Raw genomic sequence first — 24,624 nt, forward strand, 5'->3', positions numbered from 1 at the left:
TGCGTAAGAACAGTCCCGGGAGAGCCAGTTGGCGGGGGACACAAGGAGGAACGACATGCATGCGATACCCGAACCGATGGCACCTCAGTCGAAGCTGCCCTTCTACCGGCATCTCTATTTCCAGGTCCTGACCGCGATCATCGCGGGTATCCTGCTGGGTCACTTCTACCCCCAGCTCGGAACCCAGCTGAAGCCGCTCGGCGACGCCTTCATCAAGCTGGTGAAGATGATCATCGCACCGGTGATCTTCCTCACGGTCACCACCGGCATCGCTGGCATGTCGGACCTGAAGAAGGTTGGCCGCGTCGCCGGCAAGGCCATGCTGTACTTCCTGACCTTCTCGACGCTGGCGCTGGCCGTCGGCCTCGTCGTCGCCAACATCGTCCAGCCGGGCGCGGGCATGCACATCAGCGCCGCGTCGCTGGATGCGACGGCCGTCGAGACCTATACGACGAAGGCGCATGAGGCGAGCATCGTCGGCTTCCTGATGAACATCATCCCGCAGACCATCGTCGGTGCCTTTGCCGATGGCGACATCCTGCAGGTCCTGTTCTTCTCCGTGCTGTTCGGGATCGCGCTCGGTATGGTCGGCGACAAGGGTCGCCCCGTGACGGACTTCCTGAATGCCGTGACCGCGCCCATGTTCCGCCTCGTCGCCATCCTCATGAAGGCGGCCCCGATCGGTGCGTTTGGCGCCATGGCCTTCACCATCGGCAAATACGGCATCGGCTCGATCGCCAACCTCGCCTTCCTCATCGGCACCTTCTACCTGACGGCCGCGATCTTCGTCTTCGTCGTGCTTGGCGCCGTCGCCCGCTACAACGGCTTCTCGATTGTGGCGCTGATCCGCTACCTTAAGGAAGAGCTGCTGCTCGTCCTCGGCACCTCGTCTTCGGAAGCAGCCCTTCCCGGCCTGATGGCGAAGATGGAGCGTGCGGGCTGCAAGCGCTCGGTCGTCGGCCTCGTCATCCCCACGGGCTACTCGTTCAACCTCGACGGCACCAACATCTACATGACGCTGGCTGCCCTGTTTATCGCCCAGGCGACCGATACGCCGCTCGGCTATGGCGACCAGATCCTGCTGCTGCTCGTGGCCATGCTGTCGTCCAAGGGTGCGGCCGGCATCACCGGCGCCGGCTTCATCACGCTGGCCGCCACGCTCTCGGTCGTTCCCTCGGTTCCCGTCGCCGGCATGGCGCTGATCCTCGGCATCGACCGCTTCATGTCGGAATGCCGCGCGCTCACCAACTTCATCGGCAACGCGGTCGCGACCGTCGTCGTCGCCCGTTGGGAAAACGAACTCGACAAGGACCAGCTTGCCGCGGCTCTCGCGGGCAATGCCCCGCCGCTGGTCGAGCCGGTTCCCGCCCTCCAGGCCGCGGAATAACCGTCGCATTGCACCGGATGCCTCTCGGCTTCCGGTGCCACCCTCCCCCCGGCATCGCCCGCGGGGTGCCTCCCAAGGCCGACAGCCCCCGCCACGCGCGGGGGTTTTCGTTGGTGCGGCCGAGATGTCCAAGATTGTCCATCCCGGCGCGACCGGCACGCACCCTTAGCCGCCCCCGCGAAACGCGAAACGCCCGCGACACAGCGCGGGCGTTTGGTGGGGCCGTCCGGCAGAGGCCGGCGGCGGTCAGTCGATGTCGGATCAGAGAGCGGCGGCCGAACGGGCGACGGTGCGGATGTCGCTGCGGGCAATGCCGAGGTCGTTGAGTTCGCGGGTCGTCATGCGGCCGAGTTCGTTGACCGTCTGACGGTACTTGCGCCACGTGCTGAAAGAGCGTGCTACGTTCATGATGTTCCCTTTCCAAGGTCTTCGAGGGGTTTGCCGAGACATCGTGTCGATGTTTCCGTGTGCCAGACCTCGTTGCTGTTCGATGACCGTCTTATACGCCGCCGCACCGCGACCAACCAGCGCGAAGCCCTCAGGCCACCCATGCGTCAGCCACACGGCTCTCCGCTCTTCAATCGGTTCGCTCCGTCAGGAACACATGGCAGCGACCATAGGAAAAGCCGGCCACCCCTTTCGGAACGACCGGCTCATCACCTCACGATAGGCTGAGGCTTACATCTTCGGCAGGAGAACCTTGTCGATGACGTGAATGACGCCGTTCGACTGCTTCACGTCGGCGATGGTGACATGCGCCACGCCGCCGGTCTCGTCGGTGAGCGTGATCTTGCCGCCCATTTCCTTGGCCTTCAGCACACAGCCGCCGACGGTCTTCACATCATGCTCGCCGCCGTCATCCTTGATCATCTTGGCGATCGCGGTCGACATCGCATCGGCAGCGACAACGTGGCAGGTCAGGACCTTGGTCAGCTGGGCCTTGTTCTCGGGCTTCAGCAGCGTGTCCACGGTGCCCTTCGGCAGCGCTTCGAAGGCTTCGTTCGTGGGTGCAAAGACCGTGAACGGGCCCTTGCCCTGCAGGGTCTCAACCAGACCGGCCGCCTTGACGGCGGCAACCAGCGTCGTGTGGTCCTTGGAGTTGACGGCGTTTTCGACGATGTTCTTGTCTTCGAACATGGCGGCGCCGCCGACCTTCGGATTGGCGGCATAGGCGGATACGGCGGTGGCGGAAACGAGTGTCGCAAGGGCGATGGTACGGAGTGCGGACGTCAACATGGGTGGTTCCTCTTCCTGTTCGGTTCTCGGCCCGGCGCGGTCGCGCCTTTCGGGGCGTCACGTCTCGGGTGACGGACAGGAGACGAGCCCGTCGCGGAAAGAGTTTCGGCCGGCGAGAGCCCCGGCCGAAAAAACGTTACACCGATCGGCAGATGTCGCTCAGGGGTGGCGCGCCTGGCCGGCCGCGATGACGGGCCCGGTCGGCAGGCCGGTCGGCGATCCGCCGGGCGGCTCGACGCTGACGGCAAGCGTCATGCCGTCGCCGAGCGTCGCCCGCAGCGCTGCGGGAACCTCGATCACACCGCGACCGTCCTGCGGCAACACGCCGAGCGGCACCGGCGCCGCATCGCCGCCCGGGACCAGCCACAGCTGCAGCGCGCGCGGCTGCCCGGCATCGGCGGCAACCGGCGTCACGGCGATCCGTCCGCTCGAGGCATCGTAAGAGGCAAGCAGCGCCAGCGGCGATCCCTCGCCCGTCATCGACGCGACAAGCGGTTCAGGCCGGGTCGCGGGTCCGAACAGTCCCTGCTGTACGCCAGCCATGGCGACGAGCGCAGCCAGCGAGGCAAAGGCAACGCCCCGCCACAGCGCCACGGAATGCCACCAGCCGCCGCGCGCGGCAGCGGCAGTCATCGGCGGGCCGAACAGGCGCGCCTCGATCTTGGGATAGACGGTGCGGGGCGGTATCTCCTCGCCGTCCGGCTCCAGAGGGCTGAGGCGATCCTCCCACCGCGCGACGAGCAGGGCGAAAGCCGGTTCGCGTTCGATCCGGGCCTGCAGCCGCTTCCGGTCGGCGAGGGACAGCACGCCCACGGCATACTCGGCGGCAAGCACCTCGTCGCGGGAGCGGTCTCCGTCGCTGTCATCCACCTCGGTCATCGCTCCAGGCACTCTTTCAGTTTCAGGAGGCTGCGGCGCAGCCAGGTTCGCATCGTGTTCAGCGGTACGCTGTAGCGCTCCGCCAGTTCCTGGTAACTCAGTCCCTCCACATAGGCGTTCCGGACAGCGTCGGCTCGCTCCGGGGCCAGTTCCCCCATGCAGCGGTCGATCCGCCGTCCCTCGCCGAGGCCGATCGATACCGCCTCGGGATCGGGACTGCCGTCGGCAATATCGAGCCCCTCGTCGCCGATCGTGTCGGCTGCCGGCCGGCGCGCCCGGATCATGTCGATCGCCTGGTTACGCGCAATCGCCGCAAGCCAGCCGTTCGGGTTCACGCCCGTCGCGGCATACCGGTCGGCACGCTGCCAGATCTTGACGAAGACATCCTGAAGAGCATCCTCGGCATCCGCCCGATCCTTGAGGATACGCAGGCAGATGGCAAAGAGTTTCGGGGAAACGGCGGAATAAAGCGAGGCCAGCGCTGCCCGATCGCCCAGGGCGACCTTCGAAATCAATCCGGCGATATCAAGACTGGGCACGAAGCCGCCTTTCTCACGGGAGACGGCGCCGCGGTGGACGGAACGCCTTCGAACGAGAAGCCGCCATAAGGCCGCTCCTCCACACTGAAGCGCAAGATATAGCGCTTTATTTCACTGTCCAGTGACATAGCAGAGCATTTCCGGCCGAGGATCGATCACATCGCCACAAGCCGAAAACGGCGACTAGGCATCGCTCGGTTGCGGCTTGAAGGTCGCGACGCGGTAGCCGTAAAACAGAACGATCAGGACGAAGATGCCGGTGGAGACCGGATCGACATAGGTCGAGACGACATCATACGCCTGACCGAGAAGATAGCCGGCAAGCGCCAGCCCGGAGGTCCAGGCCACGGTTCCGATGAGCGAAAAGACGGTGAAGGTGGAGAGCGGCATGCGGGCGATGCCGGCCGGCACCGAGATCAGCGTGCGGATCGTCGGAATGAGCCGGCCGACGAGGATGGCCGTCGCCCCCTTCTCGCGAAATCGCCGGCTTGCTGCGTCCACGTCCGCTTCCGTCAGCGTCAGCCAGCGCCCATGCTTGGCCGCCAACCGCTTCATCCGCGCTTCGCCGAGCTTTCGCCCGGCATAGTACCACGGCATGACCCCGAGCAGCGAGCCGATGCTGCCCGCGACGATGACGGTCACGATCGACATGTCACCCTGCGAGGCGCGATAGCCGGCGAGTGGCATGATGAGTTCCGATGGGATCGGCGGAAAAATATGTTCCAGGAACATCAGAAGCGCGATGCCCCACGGGCCGAACATCTGCATCAGGCTTTCGACGATATTTTCCATGGGTCCTCGAACGGGGTGTCACGCAAGCCCCGAACTTAAGTTGCTGCGGCGCGAAAGGAAGAGGCTCACGGCAAGAGCGTCATCACGTAATCGGCAATAAGCTTGATCGACAGTATCATCAACGTGAACTGCACGATCTTGAAGAACAGGCCATCGGGAATGACAAGCGTCAGCCGCCGTCCGGCGACCGTGCCGATAATCGCGGCCGGCGCGAGCCAGAGGACCAGAGACGTATCGTAGTTGGAGAACTGCTGCAGCTGCCAGTACGGCAGGATCTTCGCGACGTTCACGATGGCGAAGAGGATGGTGGAGGTCCCCGCGAACGTCATCTTCTCCAGCCGCTGCGGCAGCACATACATCTGATAGGGCGGCGCGCCGGAATGGGAGACGAAGCTCGTCAGTCCCGTCAGCGTTCCCCAGAAGAGACCGCCCGGCACGTCGGCCTCGCGGGCGGCCTTCCGGTAGCGCGCGCCGAACCAGATGTTGAAGCAGAAGAGCACGCCGACGAGCCCCACCAGCGCGCCGATGACCACGGACGACAGATGCGCGCTGAACAGCCAGCCGAGAAAGACGCCGAAGAGGGCCGCCGGCGTGAGGATGGCGAGGTTCCGGCGCGAAAAATCCCTGCGGTAGAGATAGAGCCCGACCATGTCGCTCGCGACATAGATCGGCAGCAGCAGCGCCGCCGCCGTCACCGGCGAGATGACGAGCGCCAGCAGCGGCACGGAAATGGTGCCGACCATCGGCAGCCCGCCCTTGGACAGGCCGACCAGAAAGGCGGCGACGACGGCGATGGCGATCACCAGCGGCGTATGTTCGATCATGGAATTGCCGGCGCGGACGCCGCCTTGGCGCGAGAGGATGCCGCAATCGAGGCTCCTCCGGAGACTGCGGCGCATCCGCCGATCTGTTCAGGATCGGCGGCATGTCGTCAAGTCGAAAGCTGCCTGCATGGGCAGCCCGAGGATCAGGCGAAGCTTAGCGGACGAGGGCTTCCGGCAGAAGTGCCTGCGGCATGTCCTGATAGCTGACCGGACGCAGGAAGCGATAGATCGCCAGCGTGCCGACAGATGTCGTGCGACCGTCCGACGTCGCCGGATAAGGTCCGCCATGGACCATGGCCGGGGACACTTCGACGCCGGTGCCGAACCCGTTGACGAGCAGGCGCCCGGCCAGGAGTTCGAGCTTCGGCAGAAGCGTGCGGGCCGCGTCGTGATCCGCCGCGTCGATATGGATCGCCGCCGTCAGCTGGCCTTCCATCGCGTCGAGGACCGCTTCGCGTTCCGCCGCATCCGCGCAGCGGATAATGAGCCCGGCCGCACCGAAGACCTCGTCCTGCAGATCGTGATGCGCGAGGAAGGCTTTGGCGCTCGTCTCGAACAAGGCGGCTCGGCCCTGCGTCGCAGCGCCCTCCAGCCCTTGCGCCAGCGTCTTCACCTCGGCATGGCCCGACAGGCGCGCGACGCCTGCGAGATAGGCCTTGCAGATGCCGCTCGTCAGCATGGTCTGCGCGGGCATGGCGCTGAGCGCCTCGCCGGCTGCCGCGATGAAGGCATCGAGCCCGGGCCCGTCGATGGCGAGGATCAAGCCCGGATTGGTGCAGAACTGGCCGGCGCCGAGCGTCAGCGAGCCGGCAAAGGCCTTGCCGATCGCGGCACCGCGATTGGCCAGCGCATGGTCGAAGAGGATGACCGGGTTGATCGAGCTCATCTCGGCATAGACCGGGATCGGCACGGTGCGTTCCGCCGCGATCTTCATCAGCGCCGTGCCGCCGGCACGCGAGCCGGTGAAGCCGACGGCGCGGATCCGGTGATCGGCCACCAGCTCCTGGCCGATGGCCCGGTCCTCATCGAACAGCATCGAGAACGTGCCCGCCGGCAGGCCGCAATCGGCAACCGCCTTCTGCACGGCGCGACCGACGAGTTCCGACGTGCCCGGATGGGCGGAATGCGCCTTGACGATCACCGGGCAGCCGGCGGCAAGGGCCGAGGCCGTATCGCCGCCGGCAACCGAGAAGGCCAGCGGAAAGTTGGACGCGCCGAACACGGCGACGGGGCCGAGCGCGATGTTGCGCAGGCGCAGGTCCGGCTTCGGCGCAGGCTTGCGCTCCGGGTCCGGCGCGTCGAAACGCAGGCTCTGGAAATCGCCGGCCCGCACCTCGGCGGCAAACAGCCTCAGCTGACCGACCGTCCGCCCCCGCTCGCCTTCCAGTCGACCGCGCGGCAGGCCGGATTCGGCCATGGCGCGCTCGATCAGGCTGTCGCCGATGTCGAGAATGTTCTGGGCGATGGTTTCGAGAAACGCCGCGCGGACTTCGAGCGCCGTCTCCCGATAGGCGCCGAACGCCGCCCAGGCCAGCGCCGCGGCTTCCTCGACATCGGCAGCCGTCGCGCCCGAAAAGACCGTGGGCAACGCCTCACCCGTTGCGGCGTCGTAGCCCGTGATCGCACCGCCCTGCCCGCGCCGCGCCGTTGCACCGATCAGAAGTTCGCCTGTGAGGGTCATGCTCGTCTCCTTGGTCCTGTCATGAGGCGGCATCCGATGCCACCGTTCGCCTCGGGGCATGTCGCACCGCAGCGTGTGGAGGTTTGTATAGGGTGTGACGCCGGCGATTTAAACCGCAAGAGCCGGATTACCGCACCGCACCTCGGGATTTCGGCTTTTGCCATAAGCCAGCGACAGCACGTAAAACGAGTATCAGGTTGAAATGTAATTTAGACTTGCATCTGCGTCAGGAGTCTCCCAGAAATAGACGCATGCAAGGGGGACGAGCGTGCAGTCAGCAGTTGAAACGTTCATTCGTCGGTGGCAGGGACAGGAAGGTGGGCAGGAGCGCGCCAATTACGCCCTGTTCCTCACCGAACTTTGCGATCTCCTCGGCCTGCCCCATGCCCAGCCGGCCGCCACCAGCACGGAAGCCAACGACTACGTCTTCGAGCGCGTCGTGCGCGAGCCTAACCGCGAAGGCGCACCCACGCGCCGCCGGATCGACCTCTACAAACGCGATTGCTTCGTGCTGGAGGCCAAGCAAAGCCGGATCTTCGGCGACAAGAGCCTGCGCGGCACGGCGGGCTCCACGGAAAACATGCTGGCCTTCCCCGGCATGGAGCCGCAGACCCGCGGCCGGCGCGGAGCCGGTCGCGCCTGAGACGTGCTGATGCGCAATGCGCGCGCGCAGGCCGAGGATTACGTACGCCTGTTGCCGCCCGATCATGATCCCCCGCCCTTCCTCCTCGTCTGCGATGTCGGCCACTGCATCGAAATCTATGCGAACTTTCGTCGCGACGGGAAGGCCTACGACATCTTCCCGGACCGACGCGCCTACCGCATCTACCTCGAAGACCTGCGCGACGAGGCTGTCCGCAAGCGCCTCGTCGCCATCTGGTCCGATCCGCTATCGCTCGATCCCGCCCGTCACGCCGCCAAGGTCACCCGTGAGATCGCCACCCGGATCGCGAAGGTCTCTCAGGCGCTGGAGAAGGCGGGCCATCCGACGGAAGAGGTCGCGATGTTCCTGATGCGCGTGCTGTTCACCATGTTCGCCGAGGACGTGGACCTTCTGCCACGCAACAGCTTCAAGCTCCTACTGAAAGACTGCGCCGACCGACCGGAGATCTTTCCCGGCATGATGGAAGAACTCTGGCGCGCGATGGACGAAGGCGGCTTCTCCGCCACCATCCGCCACCCGGTGCGACGGTTCAACGGCGAGTTCTTCCGCAACCGCCGTGCGCTGTCCCTCCGGCGCGAGGAGATCGGCGAACTCGCTGCCGCGGCAAACCACGACTGGAAGGATGTCGAGCCCGCCATTTTCGGCACCTTCCTGGAACAGGCGCTCGACCCGACCGACCGTCGCCGCCTCGGCGCGCATTACACGCCGCGTGCCTATGTGGAGCGGCTGGTCATCGCGACCGTCATCGATCCCTTGCGGCTGGAGTGGGCCGGCATCCGGGCAACCGCCGACCGGCAGAAGACCGAAGGCCGGGAGAAGCAGGCAATCGCCAGTGTCCAGGCTTTCCACGATCGGCTCTGCAACCTGCGCATCCTCGATCCCGCCTGCGGCACCGCCAACTTTCTCTATGTCTCGCTGGAGCTGATGAAAACGCTGGAAAGCGACGTGCTGGAAGCCCTGAACGATCTCGGCGGACAGGAAGCCCTGCACGGGCTGGAGAGCCACACCGTCGATCCCCACCAGTTCCTCGGCCTTGAGGTCAACCCCCGCGCTGCGGCCATTGCAGAACTCGTGCTCTGGATCGGCCATCTGCAACTGCACTTTCGCAACAATGGGGGCGTCCCTTCCGAGCCGATTCTCAAGGCGTTCCACAATATCCGCTGCATGGATGCGGTTCTCGTGTCGCTAGACGATCCTCGTCCGCCGGACTGGCCGGACGCCGACTACATCGTCGGCAACCCGCCCTTCATCGGCGGCAAGGATCTGCGCAACCGCATGGGCGACACCTATGCACAGGCCCTGTGGGCCGCACATCCGCACATGAACGAGAGCGCCGATTTCGTCATGTACTGGTGGGACAGGTCGGCCGAGCTTCTGGCCCGCAAAGGCAGCCGCCTCAAGCGCTTCGGCTTCGTCACGACCAATTCGATCAGCCAGGTCTTCCAGCGCCGCGTCATGGAGCGCTACCTCACGGCCAAATCGCCGGTCTCGCTGGTCATGGCGATCCCCGACCATCCCTGGACGAAGGTGACGCGTGACAGCGCCGCGGTGCGGATCGCCATGACCGTCGCGGAAGCCGGCAAGCTGGACGGGCGGCTGATGGAGGTCGTGTCGGAAGAGGGCGTGGCGACCGATACGCCGATGATCCTGTTTCGCGAGACGTCCGGCAGGATTAACGCGGACCTGACCATCGGCGCCGATGTGACCGCCGCGGGTGGCCTGAAGGCGAATATCGGGATCTGCTCGCCCGGCGTCAAACTTCATGGAGCGGGCTTCATCGTCAGTCGGAAAGAGGCGGAGCATCTCGGACGTGGCAGGCACGCCGGTCTCGACACGCACATCCGGGCCTATCGCAACGGCCGCGATCTGACGAGCCGGCCGCGCGAGGTCATGGCCATCGATCTCCTCGGACGAACGCAAGACGAGGTGCGCACGCTCTATCCCGAACTCTACCAGCATCTGATGCTGACGGTGAAGCCGGAGCGGGACCGCAACAACCGTGCGACCTACCGCGACAACTGGTGGATCTTCGGCGAACCGCGCCGGGAGCTTCGCCCGGCTCTCGCGGGCCTCTCCCGCTACATCGCCACGGTCGAGACGGCAAAGCACCGTGCCTTCCAGTTTCTCGATGCGGATATCTTGCCCGACAACATGCTGGTCGTCATCGCCACGGACGACGCTGCGTTCCTCGGCATCCTCTCGTCCCGCTGGCACGCGATGTGGGCGGCGGCACAGGGTGGCACGCTCGAAGACAGGCCCCGATATTCGAAATCCCGCTGCTTCGATCCCTTCCCGTTTCCAACACTGTCGAACACGCACCGGCACGCGATCGGCCTTGTCAGCGAAGCGCTCGACGCGCACCGCAAGCGCGTGCTCGCGGACCATCCGCACCTGACCTTGACCGGCCTCTACAACGTGCTCGACCTCATCATGTCCGGCACCCACCCGGACCGGTTGGCGCCGAGGGGACGCCGGATCTTCGAGGACGGTCTCGTTCTGATCCTGAGGGAGCTGCACGACGAGCTGGATATGGCCGTGGCCGCCGCCTATGGCTGGCCGGCAGACCTGTCCCAGGCCGACATGCTGGCCCACCTCGTGGCCTTGAATAGGGAGCGTGCCCGTGAAGAAAAGCGTGGAATCGTTCGCTGGGTCCGCCCGGACTACCAGATCGAGCGCTTCGGCTCCGAGACCGAAAAGGCGCAACAGATCGAGGCCGATCTCGGCCTTCCCCAAGGTATTGCCGCGGCAGCAGGCCTTCCGGCCTTCCCCGCCCGCGACGACGCCGCGCAGACCGCGCTCGTCATCGACGCCTTGATTGCCAGCGGCGATGCCGTCGATGCGGCCGACATTGCAGGACGGTTCCGCCAGGGACAGCGTATCCGCCCGGCCGTCGCCAGCGTGCTCGCATCCCTCTACCGGATGGGGCTGGTCTCCACCTCGGACATGGGAAGAACGTTCGCCTTCCGCCGCGCGGCCTGAGCTTTGACCAGCGCGGTATCCGCGATGATGGCGCCGGCAACCGTCTGTGCCTGGACGCGGATATCCGGCACCGCCGTGATTTCCCAGAACTGCCCAGCCGTCAGCGCACCCACGGCAAAGAGGCCCGCGCGGGCACCGCCCCCGGCACCGATCGCGCGCGACATCTCATCGACCCGCAAGCCGAGCCCCAGCCGGTCGGGGACGATGATCCCCTGATCCGCCATTTCGACCAGCAGGGGCGAATGCCCGATGCCGGCGCGCTCCATTCCGGTGCAGTTCACCACCCAGTCGACCGGCAGGGACACCACGTCCCGTAAACCGCGTGGCCGATAGGCAAGACACGGCCGGTTTCCGTCGAAGCCGATGTCGCGCAGAAACCCGGCATGAACCGTCACGGAGCCATCGCGACGCAGCGCCTCGAACTGCTCGAACACGGGGGGCGCGACGCGGTGGCGATGGATGTTCCACCAGGCCAGGGCATGCCGCAGGAAGCGGGACCGCTCGGGCGGGGAAAGCCGCTGCCACAGCGCCTGCGTTCGCGGCCGCAGGCCATCCATCACCGAGCGCCATTCCGCGCCGGCCCGAACCTGGGCGCGCAGCGCCTTCAGGATGCCGCTGATCGTCAGAGGGTCTCCGGGAAGGTCCGGCAGCACGGCGGTGCCATGGTGATGCGCGTGGGCATGCGGCACCAGCCCGCGCCGCGAGAGAACGTGGATCACCCCGCGATGCCCCCGCGCCCGCAGCGTCAGCACCTGATCGATCATCGTCAGGCCCGAGCCGAGGATACAGATCGTATCATCCGGCTTCACCTTCGAAAGCCACTTCAGCCGCCACGGATTGCGCACCAGCCGCCGCCGCGCGGTCTCGGCGATCCGCTCCTCCCGAAGCGGCAGGTCCGCCGTGCCGACACCGAGACACAGGGCCACGGCCCGCGCATGCAGGCTTTCGCCGTCTGCGAGTTGAAAGAGCAGCCCGTCGTCCTGCGAGCGGACGCATCCGGTCGCCTTCGCCCGGATGAAATCGAGCCTGGCGCGCGCATGGCGATCCCTCAGGAGCGAGGCGAGCGTGTCGCGAAGATACAGCCCGTAATCGCCGCGCGAGGCGAACTCGTCTCGCGAGATGCCGCGCCCCTGCCGCTCCAGCCAGTCGAGGAAATGATCCGGCTCGTCCGGGAAAAGGCTCATGCGCCCTGCGGGCACGTTCAACCGGTGAAGATGGAACTCGGTGCGATAGGCGGTCCCCCGGCCAAAGGCCGGGTCGTCGCCGACGACCGCGATGGTGGCCGAGGCCGGCAACGACCGCAACAGATGAACGCTGACCGCGATGGCCGAAAACCCCGAGCCGACGACCGCAACATCATAATCCAAGAGCAACCCTCCGTCTGTCTTCGGCGCGGCCTCGTGGAGCACCCCGGCAGCAAACCGGAACGCCCGACGACCGCAACACGCCCAAGGTAGTGACGTCACGGAGTTTGTCGAGTGATTTTATAGACGACGCACGCGCGCCGTCGCCGATACCGGTGTCGAGAGCGACAGCGGTGTCGGCGAGGATGTCAGGATGCGTTCAGGACTGGCTGACCTTCAGCGTCGGCCGGTGGTCGCCGGCGATCGTCTCACCGAACGGGCCGGTGTTGATCGACTTTTCGCGCGCCTTGACGGGATGGGCCAGTGGCAGGTTCGGCAGGACCAGTTCGCCGAAACGGTAGGCTTCCTCGAGATGCGGATAGCCCGACATGATGAACGTATCGATGCCGATCTCGCGGTATTCCTCGATCCGCGCCTTCACCTGGTCGGGATCGCCGACCAGTGCCGTGCCGGCGCCGCCACGCACGAGGCCGACGCCCGCCCAGAGATTGGGGCTCACCTCCAGCTTGTCGCGGCGGCCGCCATGCAGGCGGCTCATGCGGCTCTGGCCCACCGAGTCCATCCGTTCGAACACCTTCTGCGCGGCCGCGATCGTGTCGTCATCGAGATACTGGATGAGTTCGTCAGCCGCCCGCCAGGCCGCTTTCGCCGTCTCGCGCACGATGACGTGCAGGCGGATGCCGAAGGTGACCTCGCGGCCTTCGCGGTCGGCCAGCGCCCGAACCTCGGCGATCTTCTTGGCAACGTCCTCCGGCGGCTCGCCCCAGGTCAGGTACTTGTCGATGGTGCGGGCCGCGACCTCCTGTCCGATGCCGGAGGAGCCGCCGAAATACAGCGGCGGATGCGGCGTCTGGTAGGACGGAAACAGCACGCGCCCATCCTGAATGTCGAAGTGCTTGCCCTTGTGGTTGACCGTCTCGCCCTGCAGCAGCGCCTTGTAAATGTGGAGGAACTCCTCCGTCACCTCGTAGCGCTCGCCATGGGCGTAGTGGATGCCGTCGCCCTTGTTCTCGATCGGATCGCCGCCCGTGACGACGTTGATCAGCACGCGGCCTTCCGAGATCCGGTCGAGCGTCGCCGTCATCCGCGCGGCCAACGTCGGCGACAGCAGGCCGGGACGCACGGCGATCAGATATTTCAGCTTTTCCGTCAGCGGTGCCAGCGCCGATGCCACCACCCAGCTGTCCTCGCAGCTCTTGCCGGTGGGGATGAGCACGCCGTAATAGCCGAGCGAATCGGCCGCCTGCGCCACCTGTTTCAGGTAGGCGAGATCGACATTGCGGCCGCCGATGGTGGTGCCGAGATAGCGGCTGTCGCCGTGGGTCGGCAGGAACCACAGGACGTTGATCTTTTCAGGGGCGGAAGTCATGGCGATGTCTCCAGAACGGATGAAGGCTGTGCCCGGACCGTGCGGATATCCGCAGGGGCCGAAGCGGAAAGGGATTGATCGAGCGCGGCGCGGACCTTCGCTCGTGCGCGATCGAAATCGGCGCCGCCACGCTGGTGCGGCCTTGCGATGACGATCTCGTCGAGGATGCGGCCGGGCCACGGCTTCATGACGATGACGCGGTGGGCGAGCGAAACGGCCTCGTCGATATCGTGCGTCACCAGGATCATCGTCGCCTGCGTCTCCGACCAGATATCGAGGAGATGTTGCTGCAGGGTCTCGCGCGTCAAGGCATCAAGCGCGGAAAAGGGCTCGTCGAGCAGCAGAACCTCCGGCCGGGTCACCAGCGCGCGGGCAATAGCGACGCGCTGCGCCTGCCCGCCGGAGAGCGCCTTCGGCAGCCGGTCGCTATAGGCCTCCAGGTTCACGCGACAGAGCGCCTCGTGGATCCGCCGCCCCTGCTCGGCCCGCGGCAGATGCGCGAGCCCGAAGCCGACATTCTCCCGGACGCTCAGCCAGGGCAGAAGGCGCGGCTCCTGAAAGATCAGGTTGATCAGCGGATGCGGCTGCTCGACCGTTTCGCCATTGATGCGGACGGTGCCCGTGGTCGGTGTGTCGAGCCCGCCGATCAGCCGCAGAAGCGTGCTCTTGCCGCAGCCCGAACCGCCGATGACGGCGACGATCTCGCCCGGCCGCGCATCCAGCGTAAAGCCGTCAAGCGCCTGCACGCCGCCTGCATAGGTCTTGCCAAGCCCCGTAAGCGACAGCATCAGAGACCTCCCCGGCTGAAGTTATCCTGCCAGGCGACCAGCGGCGCGGTGGCGCGCACCAGAAGTGCATCCGACAGCTTGCCGATGACTGCGAAGATCAGGATCGCCGCCATGATCTGGTCGGGCTTGCCCAGTTGCTGGCCGTCGACCAGGAGATAGCCGAGCCCTTCCGAAGCGCCCATGAACTCCGCTGCGACGACGAACATCCAGCCGAGCCCTAGCCCGGCCCGCAGCGACACGATGAAAGCCGGCAGCACGGCGGGAAAGAGAATGCGGCGCACCAGATCGAACCCGCTCAGCCGGAAGATCCGCCCGACCTCCACGATCTTGCGATCGACCGAGAGCAGCGCCGTGGACACGCCAAGATAGACGGGAAAGAAGACACCGGTCGCGATCAGCACCACCTTGGACGTCTCGAAGATGCCGAACCAGAGAATGAACAGCGGCACCCAGGCGATCGACGGAATGGCGCGCAGCGCCTGCAACGTCGGATCGACCGCCGCATGCACGAACCGGAAATAACCGGTAAGGCTGCCCGCGAGCGCACCGACCGCCGCGCCCGCGAGAAAGCCGAGCAGCACCCGCAAACAGGTCGAGGCGACATGGTCGGCAAGCTGCCCTGCCGTCCAGAGGTCGGCGAGCGTCGCCAGAATGCGCGACGGCGGCGGCACCAGCCGACCGCTGGCAAGCCCGCTATCTACCACGATTTCCCAAAGAAGAAAGGCACCGACCGGCAGTGCGACGGCAACGCCGAAGCGAAGGAGTGCACGGCCCCAGCCGCCCGCCGAAGCGCGCAGCCGGAAGGCCCGGCGCGAGCCGGCTGCCGTCTCCGTCCGCCCGTCGCCGGCTGCCAGCCCTGCCTCTGCCGCGCCGATAGCCATCACTGGATCAGATCCTGACTGAAGCTCGGGTCGATCAGGTCTCCGACCGTCTTGCCGATATCCGCATCGGCCGGCAGCACGCCGGCCTCCTGAAGGGCGAGGCCCGCTTTGGTGATGGTCTCGGCCTGCACGTCGCCGATGCGCGACGTGGAGAGATCGGTGCGCTCCAGCTGACGATCGATGACCGCCTCGGGCAGCTTTGCGGCTTCGATCAGCGCCGCCTTCAGCGCGGCGGGATCGGCCAGCGCCTGCTTGCGCGCCTCCTCATAGGCGGCCAGAACGCGCTTCACGATGTCGGGGTGCTCGGCGGCGAAACTTTCCGGCGTGTTCAGCACGCCCCAGCTGTTGTTTTCCGGCTTGCGGTAGAAGAGCTTTGCGCCCTCCTCCACCTCGGCCGCCGCCATCAGCGGGTCGAGACCGGCCCAGGCATCGACATCGCCGCGGCTCAGCGCCAGGCGGCCATCGGCATGTTGCAACAGCACGAACTTTACGTCCTTCGAGGTCAGCCCGGCATCCGCCAGCGCCCGCACCAGAAAGACGTGCGGATCCGTTCCGCGCGTCACGGCAACCGTCTTGCCCTTGAGATCGGCGACGCTCTTAATCGTCGAATCCTTGCCCGTTACCAGTGCCGTCCATTCCGGACGCGAGTAGACATAGATCGACTTGATGGGATTGCCGTTGACGCGCGCGATCAGCGCCGCAGCGCCGGCCGTGGACCCGAAATCGATCGACCCGGCATTCAGATATTCGAGCGCCTTGTTCGAGCCGGCGGACTGGACCCAGCGAATGCTGATCCCATCCTTCTCGAACGCCTTCTCCAGCAGGCCTTCCTTTTTCAGGAGCAGGCTCACCGGGTTGTACGTGGCCCAGTCGATCCGGATCTCCTTGACATCGGCGGCAAGCGCGCCACTGACGGCCCCGGCAAGCGCAACGCCGGTGGCAATGCCGAGTGCCAGGAATCTGCCCAAAATCGTCGCCATGTCGTCCACCGTCCTCTCGCCGCCGGCCGCTGCCGGGAAAGACGAGGAAGGTAGAAAGGAGACCTGCCGGGAAGAAGGAATGGCTTTCTATTATCTATCAAATCCTTAGAATTTCTACGTTTGCAGCACGCCGGCATTCGGTGGAAACTGCGCCAATGCGAAGCGAATGGATTTGATGCCCCTATGACGATCACCGACATGCGCCTCTCGGCCGACGTTCCGGCAGACCAGCCCGAGAGCGGCGTCCGCAGGACCATCGCCATTATCGGCGGCGGATTTTCGGGTGCGGCGGTCGCCTATCACCTTGCCGGAAACCCCGACATCGCCTTTCGCACGGAGATCGTCGTCTTCGAGCCCCGCGCCGAGATCGGCCGGGGACTGGCCTACGATACCGCCGATCCTGCCCATCGCATCAATGTGCCCGCGGCGCGCATGAGCCTGCGTCCGGACGAGCCGGAGCACTTCGCCGCCTGGCTGGAGCGGACGGACGCGACCGCCGAGGACAGCCAGGCGAGACGCCCGGATGGATCGGTTTATCCGCGACGCGGCATTTTCGGCGCCTATGTCGCCGACAGCCTGAAGCCGCACCTCGAGAGCGGCGCCGTGCGCCATGTCCGCGCGGCCGTGACGGCGGTACGCCGCGCTGCCGGCGGATGGGAGATCGAGGACGGCACCGGCGCGCGCCACGCCGCCGCCCTCGTCGTCATCGCCACGACGCACCCGCCACCGGCCCCGCCCCGCGCCCTCGCCGCGGCCCTTGAAAGCCATCCTCGCTTCGTCCCCGATCCGACGGAACCCCGATCGCTTACCGCGATCCGTCCGGACGACGACGTCCTCATCGTCGGAAACGGCCTGACATCCGCAGACGTCGTCGCCTCGCTGACCGCCGCCGGCCATCGCGGCCGCATCCTCTCCGTCTCGCGCCGCGGCCTGCGCTCGCGCGGCCATGCGCCCTTCCCGCAGGAGCCCTTCGGCGACTTTCTCGCCCCGCCGCCCACCTCTGCCCGCGAGCTCGTCAACCGCGTCCGCAACGCCATCCACACGGCGGAAGCCGCCGGCCTCACCTGGCATGCCGTCATCGATCAGGTCCGAACCCAGGCCGCAAGCTTCTGGCCCCGTCTGTCGATTGCCGAACGCCGCCGGATCGTTCGACACCTCCGGGTCTTCTGGGACGTCCATCGCTTCCGCATCGCCCCGCAGGTCGAACAGGCCCTCGATACGGCGATCGAAACGGGCCGTCTCGACATCGTCGCAGGCTCCGTCCGGCAGGCCCTGATCGAGGGAGACCGCATCCGCGTCACGCTGAAACCGAAAGCGTCGGCCGGCACCCTCGAGCGCCTCTTCGACGCCGTGGTCGTGACCACCGGCCCGGCCCATGGCGGCATTCTCGACAGCCAGGCCTGGCTGCGCGATCTCCGGGACACCGGCCATCTCCGCCTTGACCCGACCGGCCTCGGCATCGATTGCGACGCGCAATCCCGTGCGCGCGACGTGGAGGGGAAGCCGGATGACAGCCTGCTGATCTCCGGCCCGCTCGCCCGCGGGCGCTTCGGCGAATTGATGGGCCTGCCGCAGGTGAGCGAGCACGCCTGCCTCGTCGCCGCCCGCATCGCCGACGCATTCGACGGGCAAAGGCACGCCACAGGGATCGCCGCACCGTAAGAGCCGGCGAAAAGGGAAATCCATTCCCGGTGCGACGCCGGGCATGGCATTCTCTTCTTTGTCTAGCGCTCCAGTAGACATTATCGTGCCGGCCTATCGGTGGTGGGCAGGACAAGCGTCTCGGTCCCATCGCCCGCGCCGAACACCTGCCGTCGGCTTTCAGCCCGGCCATTCCGGAAGGAACATGCGATGAGCCTTGCCAAGACCTCTTCTGCCGCAAACGGCGCCCATGCTGCAGCGACGGCACCTCTGTCCATCGTCCAGTTCGATGGAACCGAGCAGCTGAAGCGGGCCATGCGCCACGTCGCCGCCACGGTCTCCGTCATCACCGCCGGCACGGACGACCGGACCGGCGCCACGGTCACCTCCGCAACGGCGCTGAGCGTCGATCCCCCGACGATGATCGTCAACATCAACCGCACGTCCTCCAGCTGGCCGGTGATCGCCCGCCACGGCCATTTCTGCGTCAACATCCTGTCGGACGACCAGCAGGACATCGCCGATCGCTTCGCCGGAAAAGGCGGCCTCAAGGGCCCCGCCCGCTATGACGGCGCCGAGTGGACCACCCTCGCCAGCGGCGCCCCCGTCCTCACCGACGCCCTCTCCGCCATCGATTGCGAAGTCGAACACATCATCGAACACCACACCCACGCCATCATCATCGGCCGCGTCCTCGCCATCACGCAAAAAGACGGCGCACCCCTGCTCTACCACAATGGCGGATACGGCACGTTCCGGGGGTGATGGCAGCGGACCCAGGGATGGGTGCGAACCGGCTCGCTGGAGAGTCGATTGCAAGGTCCGGGCTTTCCGGGATCTGATGACCTTCGGAGATGTATCTCCCTCACGACGGGCGCTTGGCGTGACTCCGCAGGCGCGATTGCCCCCTCACAGCGAAACTTGTGAGGCGGGCACTCCAAATAAAATAACTTATTCAATGACTTAGAATTAAATGGTAGGCCCGGAGGGACTCGAACCCCCAACCAAGCGGTTATGAGCCGCCGGCTCTAACCATTGAGCTACAGGCCCTGACGGCGGTGCCGTTTGCGGGAGGTCAATGGTGGCCTCCGCGAGATGGCTTTAGCGGAATTTCGGGACTGTCACAAGGCACCGCCGTATTCCCTTCACATTCGGTCCGCAACAAGGTTGCAGGGACGAAATAGATGAAGAGAAAGAACCCGATATGATGTCAACGCTCCGCCTGCGCCGTGCCTTTCCGGCTGGTCTCGCACCCGCTTTCGCGCTCGCTCTTGCGACCGCGGCGGCCCTTCCCGCTTTCGCCCAGACGCCGCCGCCCCCGCATCGCGAGGCCGTGATCGAGGTCAGCGGCGAAGGGCGTGCGGCCGTTGCACCGGATATGGCGATTCTCTCCTTCAGCGTGGTGACGGACGGAAAGACGGCGCGCGAGGCGCTCGACGGCAATTCGAAGGCGATGACCGACGTGCTCGCGGCTCTGCGCACCGGCGGCATTGCCGATCGCGATCTCCAGACCTCCGGCTTTGCCGTCAATCCGCAATATCGCTATCCGGAAAACAACAACGGCACAGAGCCGCCGACGCTCATCGGCTATCAGGTCGCCAACACGCTGACCGTGCGCCTGCGCGACGTCGCCAAGCTCGGTGCGATCATCGATCAGGCCGTGACGCTCGGCGTCAACCAGGGCGGCAGCATCCAGTTCACGAACGACAAGCCGGATGCGACGCTCAACGAGGCCCGCAAGGCCGCCGTCGGCGACGCGATCGCCAAGGCGCGCACGCTTGCCGAAGCCGCCGGCGTCAAACTCGGACGGGTGATCGAGATCAACGAGAACGCCGGTCGTCCCGAACCCATGCCCATGGCCCGCGCCATGGCCAAGGACATGGCCGAAAGTGCCGTGCCGATCGCAAACGGCGAAAACAACTACAACGTCACCGTCAACGTGACCTTCGCGATCGATCCCTGACCGCAACGATCCGGCGGCGAGCCCGTCCCGGCTCGCCGCGCACTCGTCGGGTGGAGGTGGATGGGAACGTCCACCGCCGCTCGAAGACGCAAGAGGCTGTCAGGTTCATCCCGAACCAGCCAGACTCTCGATTCCTGTGTCATCGTTTGTCTTTTCCAGATAACCGAATTCCACGCCTGAACTGTAGCGGCGAAAGCGGCAGCAGACGAGCTCAAGCCGCACGCGCGCGAGGCCTTCGGCGAGGCACTCCCTCTCGTCCCCGCAAAGTCTCGTCAAGAGCGTGCGGACATGGAAAAAGCCTGCCTGCTCCCTTCGGAGCAGACAGGCTTTTTCATTCCGGCGGTTGCCTCTGGCTCCGCGTACCGCAAGGGGCGGAGCGTAGAGCCTGTAGCGCGATTATCGGCCGAGAACGGGGCATCCCCGCATGTTGGCAAAGGTCACGGTGCGGAAGCCGCCCCGGAACCGGCCTTCGACGACGACCCGGCGGGGTGTCACGTCGACGACTCGGGCACGGCGCAGGCCGTAGGCGCTGGCCTTGTCGGCCGCGAGCCAGGGCGCGCAACGGCCACGGCGGTCACGACCCCAGTCGCGGCGGTCGCGATCGTGCCGGCCGCGCGACCAGTCGCGCTCGTCGCGATACTGCACATCGACCACGGAGCCGGACGTAAGGCCGAGACGGATCTGGTCGGCGGATGCGGTGCCGGCGAAGGCGGAAAGGCCGGATACGCCGATCAGCGCAGCCAGGCCAAGTCGGGTGATCATGGTTTTCATGGAGCGTTTCCTCGATCTTCTGGAGCCCACCGGCGTTGCCGCGGGGTGCTCGTCTGTTGCTCGCCATCTCCCGGCGAAGGCTTCCTTTCTAGCGCGGGGAAGCTGAATGTAGGTGAAATCGCACATTCACCTGCCGTTCATTTTGAACGAAGGCTGATGACGATCTCCGCAGGAGGAAATAGGCTTTAACGCAGCAATTGCTGCTCGAAGATGCGGATGTTGCGATAATGCGTGAGGCGCGTCACGCTCGGTCCGTCGAACTCGAAGACGAAGACGCTCGGGATCGAATAGGATTGCCCGCTTGCCGGGGGAAAACCGGCCATGCTCTCGCGATACTGTCCGCGCGCGGTGACATCCACGGCGACGCGCTGGCCGAGCTGGTCGCGCATCGGCACCATATCGAAAAACGCTTCGTCGAAATGGCGGAAATAGCTCGCGATCGCCAGGCGCAGCGGATGCGCGCCGATGGTGCGCTGCCCCGTCAGGGTGTCCAGTGCCGCGTCCTCGTCGAGAAACCCGGCGATCGTTTCGTAATCGCGTTGGTTCAGCGCCTCCATGAAACGCTCGGCAATCGTCTGCACGTCCGTCATCGGTCCTCCCCGCGCATCGCCCTCGCGCATCTATGAAAGCAAGGGCTCATGCGAGAAGATGATGCGGGCGCGGCCGATGTCAAGCAACGCCCCTTCGGGATCGCCCGGCATCGGCGGAGTCGACCGCTGGCCTATGGCCCGAGATGCAGCACGACCTCGCGGCGATGCGGGCGCTGGCGATGTTCGAACAGATAGACGCCTTGCCATGTGCCGAGCACGAGGCGCCCCGCCGAGACGGGAATGCCGATCGACACGGCGGTGAGCGCCGCCTTGATATGTGCCGGCATGTCGTCCGGTCCCTCGTCGGTGTGGATCACCCACCGCATGGAGGGATCGTCGGATGGCGGCACGAGGCGCGAGAAGAAGCTATCGAGGTCCCGCCGCACGTCGGGATCGGCATTTTCCTGGATCAGAAGCGAGCAGGAGGTGTGGCGGACGAACACGGTCAGCAATCCCGCCTCGACCCCCGATTGCCGCACGAAGGCCTGCACCTCTCCGGTGAATTCGTAGAGCCCCGCGCCGCGGGTGGACACGGTCAGCATGGTCTGTGGCATGACATCTCCGGCTGCTGTGGATGGTTCGCAAAGCCTGTTCTACACCTGAACCAGCGTGTGGAAGCCACCATAGATCATTCTCTGCCCGTCGAAGGGCATGGCGTCCGGATCGATCTTCAGCCGCGGATCCGCCATGACCTTCGGCACGATCAGGTCGCGCTCGGCCTTGGAGGCGTAGACGATCCAGGCGAAGACCACCACCTCGTCTTCGCTCGCCTGCACGGCGCGCGGAAACGAGGTCACTTGCCCGTAGGGCAGGTCGTCTCCGACGCATTCCACATAATCGAGCGCCCCGTGCGCCTTCCAGACGGCACCGGCCGTCCGGGCAAGATCCGCATAGGCGTCCAGTCGATCCCGGCGGACCGCAACGATGAAGCCATCGACATAGGTCATCAATCCTCCTTCCCCGCGCAGGAACATGCGGTCTTCATCGCGAAGGAAGGCGGAAGCCGGCCAGATGTTCCCGTGCGAGGCTGGAAGAGGACCCGAATCGTCAATCCGCCGGGAGACGGCGGCTGGCCCAGGCGCTGCGCGGTATCGTCTCGCCAAGCGCAAAGCGGAAGGCCGTGATCGTATCGAAGGTGGCGTTGGCGGTGCAGTCGAAGGTGATCTCCCGCCACACGCCGCGGGAGCGGATGGCGCCACCCCGGGCGCTGAGATGCTGCCCCGTGATCACGCCGCCGTTTTTCCCGAACATCTTCATTATCTCCGGCACGAACGCCGTGCTGGCGTTTCGTGCCTGCTCGAGGGCCTCGATGCTGCAGATCTGCACGAGGCGGGCTTCCGGCGGCAGCTTGTCCAAGGCGCCGCGCACACGCGGATCTGCGAGAATGTTCCTGGAATAGAACGTCTTTGCCGGTTTGGGCGCCGGCGCCGGCTTTGCTTGGGGGATGGCGGGCGTGGCGGGCACATAGGCCGCCTGCTCGCCCGGCGTCATCGGACGATCGTCGGCACTCTCCGGGCTCGGCGCCGCCGGCGTTTGCCCGGCGTCTCTGCGATCCGGCTTCAGAAGCGCCGTGTCGCGCGGAGGCTGCGGCTCTTCATCGGCGGGCGGTGGCTCGGAAGCGGGCGTCGGTGAGACGGAGGGAACGGCCTTGCCCGCGCCCTCGCCCGATGTCGCGGCGCCGGCGAGGATCTCCGGTGCGGCCGCCGGCGTCTCTGTCTGTTTGGCGACAGGCGCCGGTGTCGATAACGCGGCTCCGCCCGGCGCCGGTTCCGTGACGGGTGCGTCTGCCGGGCCGGAGGCGGCCGTCGCAGGCGGCGCCGCGACAGGTTCGGTCGGTGCGGAATCGGCTTGTTTCGCCTCACCCTCCGGTGCCGGCAGATCGACGGGATCCGGTGGCGCGTCCGGCTCCTGCGCGGCTGACGCCTCGAAGGGCCGCGAGGGCGCGGCTGGCGGTGTCGGCTCGACAGGCGCCGGCGCCGGTGTTGGGGTGGGCGGTGGCGGGGTGGACGCGGGCTCCGCCTTGGCTGCGGCAGGTGGCGAGCGCGCAGCCTTCTCCGCTTTGGCGGCCTCGGGCGCTGGTTCCGGCGGCTTTGGTGTCGTCTCCGGCTCTGGCACGATCTCGACCGTCACACTCGGCTCGGCGGGCGCCTCCGGCGTCGTCTCGGGCAGCCGCAGGAGAAACGGCGCAACGATGGCGGCATGCAGCGCGAGCGAGACGAGGATCGCCAGGAGAGGTCTATCGAACCGGCGCTGGGGAGAATCGGAGGTCACGGTTACGGACATAAGCATTTTTCACCGCAAGACCAAGCGGACGCCGGTCTCGCCGGCATGACCTCACCGCGCACCACGTTCAATTCTCGGCCCGCACCGCTTCGCCGCCGAAATCCGGCGATATCAGCGCCATGGCGAGGACGTCGGCATAAACCCCGTCGCGAAACGCATAGGCGCGCAACAGGCCCTCGCGCCGAAAGCCCGCGCGCTGGTAAAGTTCGATCGCGCCCGCATTGTCGGAGAACACCGTGAGTTCCACGCGCCGGATCTGCAGCCAGTTGAAGGCCGCATCCAGCAGCGCCTCGAGCAGTGCGACGCCGATGCCCTGTCGCTGATAGTCATCGTGAACGCCGAGGCCGAGAATGGCGACATGCTGGCGCCGGCCGCTCTGGCGGTGGAGGCCACCCAGCCCGACGATCCGCCCGTCGAGCTCCGCCACGACGCTCAGCGATGCCGCCTCCCCGTTGGACCCGAGCCAGCGCGCCGTGGTCTCCTCGTTTTGAAACGGCAGTCTCTGCGTCCCCGCCCGATAGAGCGGGCCATTGGACAGCTCCGTGATTCCGGCGACGTCGCGCTGCTCGGCCGCGCGAAGTTTCAACCCTTCGGGACGACGACGGTCGCCATGCGGACGGGAGAGGAAGGATGGATCTGGCATAAGTCGCTCCTTGAAGGATCAAGGGCGTGCCTTAACCGGGCCACCCTCTGGACGGGGGGCACGGACGGCGGAACGGACGATCAGTCCCGACAACGCTCCGCGCACCCCATGCGGGATGTCACGATACCGGTTGTCATGGTGCAGATGCGGTTCATGAAGCAAAGCGTAGGCAGCTTGCCGCCGACAGTCAAGGCGGCAGGTTCCGCGCAGGATCGCGTTAGATCCAGCACATCCGGACCCACCAAGTCATAGACCTCCGCCAGAGGCGGAGGTTTGGGACGCTGCGCTTGGACCACTTGAAGTGGTTTTGTTACAAGTTAGTAGGAACCCTTGAAAAGGTCTGCATGGTCAGAAGCCTTATCGGCCTTTT

23 protein-coding genes, 1 tRNA gene and 1 pseudogene are annotated in these 24,624 nt (G+C 66.1%); 6 read left to right on the forward strand and 19 right to left on the reverse strand.

Features of this window, described 5'->3' with window-relative positions; all coding sequences use genetic code 11:
• Window positions 1-55 precede the first annotated feature (55 nt).
• Window positions 56-1,387 carry a dicarboxylate/amino acid:cation symporter gene (locus LRX75_RS22410; protein WP_269456306.1) on the forward strand — a complete coding sequence of 444 codons (1,332 nt, stop codon included), beginning with the start codon at window positions 56-58 and terminating at the stop codon, window positions 1,385-1,387.
• A gap of 261 nt (window positions 1,388-1,648) precedes the next feature.
• Here the strand turns inward: LRX75_RS22410 and LRX75_RS22415 are convergent, their stop codons facing one another.
• The 7 genes from LRX75_RS22415 to LRX75_RS22445 form a co-directional block, all read right to left on the reverse strand.
• Window positions 1,649-1,795 carry a DUF1127 domain-containing protein gene (locus tag LRX75_RS22415; RefSeq protein WP_092934545.1) on the reverse strand — a complete coding sequence of 49 codons (147 nt, stop codon included), beginning with the start codon at window positions 1,793-1,795 and terminating at the stop codon, window positions 1,649-1,651.
• A 270-nt stretch (window positions 1,796-2,065) separates the two neighbouring features.
• Complete coding sequence (locus LRX75_RS22420) at window positions 2,066-2,623, reverse strand: fasciclin domain-containing protein (RefSeq protein WP_231816804.1); 558 nt, start codon at window positions 2,621-2,623, stop codon at window positions 2,066-2,068.
• A 159-nt stretch (window positions 2,624-2,782) separates the two neighbouring features.
• On the reverse strand, window positions 2,783-3,502 hold the full coding sequence (locus LRX75_RS22425) for an anti-sigma factor (RefSeq protein WP_231816805.1): 720 nt from the start codon (window positions 3,500-3,502) through the stop codon (window positions 2,783-2,785).
• Complete coding sequence (locus LRX75_RS22430) at window positions 3,499-4,041, reverse strand: sigma-70 family RNA polymerase sigma factor (RefSeq protein WP_231816806.1); 543 nt, start codon at window positions 4,039-4,041, stop codon at window positions 3,499-3,501. The genes LRX75_RS22425 and LRX75_RS22430 overlap by 4 nt, the downstream gene beginning before the upstream one ends.
• A 183-nt stretch (window positions 4,042-4,224) precedes the next feature.
• Window positions 4,225-4,833, reverse strand: coding sequence for a DedA family protein (locus LRX75_RS22435; protein WP_113152686.1), 609 nt, complete (start codon window positions 4,831-4,833; stop codon window positions 4,225-4,227).
• A 65-nt stretch (window positions 4,834-4,898) separates the two neighbouring features.
• Entirely contained in the window at window positions 4,899-5,657 is a 759-nt protein-coding gene (locus tag LRX75_RS22440) for a sulfite exporter TauE/SafE family protein (protein WP_231816825.1), read from the reverse strand.
• A gap of 154 nt (window positions 5,658-5,811) precedes the next feature.
• Window positions 5,812-7,338 carry an aldehyde dehydrogenase (NADP(+)) gene (locus LRX75_RS22445; protein WP_231816807.1) on the reverse strand — a complete coding sequence of 509 codons (1,527 nt, stop codon included), beginning with the start codon at window positions 7,336-7,338 and terminating at the stop codon, window positions 5,812-5,814.
• 268 nt (window positions 7,339-7,606) lie between these two features.
• Between LRX75_RS22445 and LRX75_RS23480 the strand changes: the two are divergent.
• Window positions 7,607-9,553 (forward strand): annotated as a pseudogene (locus LRX75_RS23480) (DNA methyltransferase); the annotation flags it as partial.
• Window positions 9,554-9,964: 411 nt separating this feature from the next.
• A complete protein-coding gene (locus LRX75_RS23485) occupies window positions 9,965-10,981 on the forward strand; it encodes a type IIL restriction-modification enzyme MmeI (RefSeq protein WP_420851254.1) in 1,017 nt (338 codons plus the stop codon).
• Here the strand turns inward: LRX75_RS23485 and LRX75_RS22460 are convergent.
• From LRX75_RS22460 to LRX75_RS22480, 5 genes are all read right to left on the reverse strand, one after another.
• On the reverse strand, window positions 10,915-12,348 hold the full coding sequence (locus tag LRX75_RS22460) for an FAD/NAD(P)-binding protein (protein WP_420851253.1): 1,434 nt from the start codon (window positions 12,346-12,348) through the stop codon (window positions 10,915-10,917). The two genes, LRX75_RS23485 and LRX75_RS22460, sit on opposite strands and share 67 nt — an antisense overlap.
• 196 nt (window positions 12,349-12,544) lie before the next feature.
• Window positions 12,545-13,714 (reverse strand): FMNH2-dependent alkanesulfonate monooxygenase, encoded by a 1,170-nt coding sequence (gene ssuD / locus LRX75_RS22465; protein WP_231816811.1) that lies wholly within the window; start codon window positions 13,712-13,714, stop codon window positions 12,545-12,547.
• Complete coding sequence (locus LRX75_RS22470) at window positions 13,711-14,502, reverse strand: ABC transporter ATP-binding protein (RefSeq protein ID WP_231816812.1); 792 nt, start codon at window positions 14,500-14,502, stop codon at window positions 13,711-13,713. The genes ssuD and LRX75_RS22470 overlap by 4 nt, the downstream gene beginning before the upstream one ends.
• Complete coding sequence (locus LRX75_RS22475; RefSeq protein ID WP_269456308.1) at window positions 14,502-15,383, reverse strand: ABC transporter permease; 882 nt, start codon at window positions 15,381-15,383, stop codon at window positions 14,502-14,504. Before LRX75_RS22475 ends, LRX75_RS22470 begins: the two co-directional genes overlap by 1 nt.
• Window positions 15,383-16,363: an aliphatic sulfonate ABC transporter substrate-binding protein gene (locus LRX75_RS22480; RefSeq protein WP_231816814.1), complete on the reverse strand. Its 981-nt coding sequence runs from the start codon at window positions 16,361-16,363 to the stop codon at window positions 15,383-15,385. The genes LRX75_RS22475 and LRX75_RS22480 overlap by 1 nt, the downstream gene beginning before the upstream one ends.
• Window positions 16,364-16,561: 198 nt before the next feature.
• Between LRX75_RS22480 and LRX75_RS22485 the strand changes: the two genes are divergently transcribed.
• On the forward strand, window positions 16,562-18,025 hold the full coding sequence (locus LRX75_RS22485) for an FAD/NAD(P)-binding protein (RefSeq protein ID WP_231816826.1): 1,464 nt from the start codon (window positions 16,562-16,564) through the stop codon (window positions 18,023-18,025).
• 189 nt (window positions 18,026-18,214) lie between these two features.
• Window positions 18,215-18,769 carry a flavin reductase family protein gene (locus tag LRX75_RS22490; protein WP_231816815.1) on the forward strand — a complete coding sequence of 185 codons (555 nt, stop codon included), beginning with the start codon at window positions 18,215-18,217 and terminating at the stop codon, window positions 18,767-18,769.
• 209 nt (window positions 18,770-18,978) lie between these two features.
• Here the strand turns inward: LRX75_RS22490 and LRX75_RS22495 are convergent.
• Window positions 18,979-19,054, reverse strand: a tRNA-Ile gene (locus LRX75_RS22495).
• Window positions 19,055-19,208: 154 nt separating this feature from the next.
• Here LRX75_RS22495 and LRX75_RS22500 point away from each other — a divergent pair.
• Entirely contained in the window at window positions 19,209-19,967 is a 759-nt protein-coding gene (locus tag LRX75_RS22500) for an SIMPL domain-containing protein (RefSeq protein ID WP_231816816.1), read from the forward strand.
• Window positions 19,968-20,363: 396 nt separating this feature from the next.
• Here the strand turns inward: LRX75_RS22500 and LRX75_RS22505 are convergent, their stop codons facing one another.
• The 6 genes from LRX75_RS22505 to LRX75_RS22530 all read right to left on the reverse strand — a co-directional run bounded on the left by LRX75_RS22505 (window position 20,364) and on the right by LRX75_RS22530 (window position 24,254).
• Window positions 20,364-20,738, reverse strand: a complete 375-nt coding sequence (locus tag LRX75_RS22505; RefSeq protein ID WP_231816817.1) for a hypothetical protein — start codon at window positions 20,736-20,738, stop codon at window positions 20,364-20,366.
• Between the two features lie 185 nt (window positions 20,739-20,923).
• A complete protein-coding gene (locus tag LRX75_RS22510; protein ID WP_231816818.1) occupies window positions 20,924-21,328 on the reverse strand; it encodes a nuclear transport factor 2 family protein in 405 nt (134 codons plus the stop codon).
• A 131-nt stretch (window positions 21,329-21,459) separates the two neighbouring features.
• Entirely contained in the window at window positions 21,460-21,882 is a 423-nt protein-coding gene (locus LRX75_RS22515; RefSeq protein ID WP_231816819.1) for a secondary thiamine-phosphate synthase enzyme YjbQ, read from the reverse strand.
• Between the two features lie 39 nt (window positions 21,883-21,921).
• Window positions 21,922-22,275, reverse strand: coding sequence for a DUF1428 domain-containing protein (locus tag LRX75_RS22520; RefSeq protein WP_231816820.1), 354 nt, complete (start codon window positions 22,273-22,275; stop codon window positions 21,922-21,924).
• A 100-nt stretch (window positions 22,276-22,375) separates the two neighbouring features.
• Window positions 22,376-23,611: a DUF930 domain-containing protein gene (locus tag LRX75_RS22525; protein ID WP_231816821.1), complete on the reverse strand. Its 1,236-nt coding sequence runs from the start codon at window positions 23,609-23,611 to the stop codon at window positions 22,376-22,378.
• A gap of 67 nt (window positions 23,612-23,678) precedes the next feature.
• Window positions 23,679-24,254 carry a GNAT family N-acetyltransferase gene (locus LRX75_RS22530; protein WP_231816822.1) on the reverse strand — a complete coding sequence of 192 codons (576 nt, stop codon included), beginning with the start codon at window positions 24,252-24,254 and terminating at the stop codon, window positions 23,679-23,681.
• Window positions 24,255-24,624 lie beyond the last annotated feature (370 nt).

This window comes from Rhizobium quercicola (assembly GCF_021168455.1).
In the GTDB taxonomy this organism is placed as follows: domain Bacteria; phylum Pseudomonadota; class Alphaproteobacteria; order Rhizobiales; family Rhizobiaceae; genus Ferranicluibacter; species Ferranicluibacter quercicola.